This window comes from Aequitasia blattaphilus (genome assembly GCF_024721305.1).
GTDB lineage: Bacteria > Bacillota > Clostridia > Lachnospirales > Lachnospiraceae > Aequitasia > Aequitasia blattaphila.
Genome location: NZ_JAMXOD010000062.1, coordinates 1 through 1,022 on the forward strand (window position 1 = coordinate 1; position 1,022 = coordinate 1,022).

Genomic DNA, 1,022 nt, shown 5'->3' on the forward strand with positions numbered 1-1,022 from the left:
GACTATCAACTAAAAGTATTTAATGAAGAGGTAAATGGTGAAAATTGCACGGACTATGCCAGTACTCCAGAGAATATTGCGTTGAAGATAAACCCGAAACCAATTCCTGTATCGACGGTGAATTTCCCTACAGCCTCTTCTATAACTTACGGAGCTACATTGGCAGATGCCCAGCTAAGTGGTGGCACAGCCGACAGTGGAAGCTTTGCCTGGGAGGATGGAACGACAGTGCCAACAGTAGGAAACAGCGGATACACAGTTGTGTTTACGCCAAATGATGTAATCAACTACGATTACAGCGGTGTAAGTGGTTGGGATAGTACAACAAAGACAGTCCGCCGAGTAGTGGCAGTTCCAGTAAGTAAAGCCACTCCAGACATGGCTCTGCAGGCATCCCCATCAGAGGGGAGCCTGGTAGGTGAAAGGGTAACCTTAACAGCAGTCTTGACGGGGGTAAGTGCTGGTGGTTCTCCTACTGGAAGTGTGGTATTTAAGAAAGGGGATACTATCTTAGGAACAGTCCCTCTTTCCAATGGGAAAGCTTCTTATCTATGGAAAGATGTGCCTTATGGTCAGCATAAGCTCTCTGTGGAGTACACAGGAGATACCAATTATGAAGAGAAAAAGGGTAACTTTTTAAACTATGAGGTGGGCAAGAAAAATCAGAGCCCTCTGACTATTACTGGTGTGCCAAAGAAACTTGTCTATGGAGATGCTGATTTTACCCTTGGAGCGAAAGGGGGGAACGGAAGCGGTGCTTTATCCTATACTCTGGAAAGTGGTGATGGGATTTCGATTAAGGGCAATAAAGTATCCATTCTAAAAGCAGGAACAGCCGTTATAAAAGTGACGAAGGCGGCAGATGATACCTATAATGAAACCAGTGAGGTGATAAGGATTACAATTGATAAGGCTGAGCCAGTGATTCAGAAAAGCCCAAGTATAAATGGTGCAAAGGCAGGGAAAACACTGCAGGAGCTATCCTTGGAAAAACTCAAGGCCTATGGTGTGGATGGAAAGGC

Annotated in this window: 1 protein-coding gene; it reads left to right on the top strand. The window is 45.2% G+C overall.

Annotated elements, in window-relative coordinates:
* The coding region (locus tag NHH15_RS15435; RefSeq protein WP_262067539.1) for an Ig-like domain-containing protein at positions 1-1,022 on the top strand (1,022 nt) is incomplete at both ends.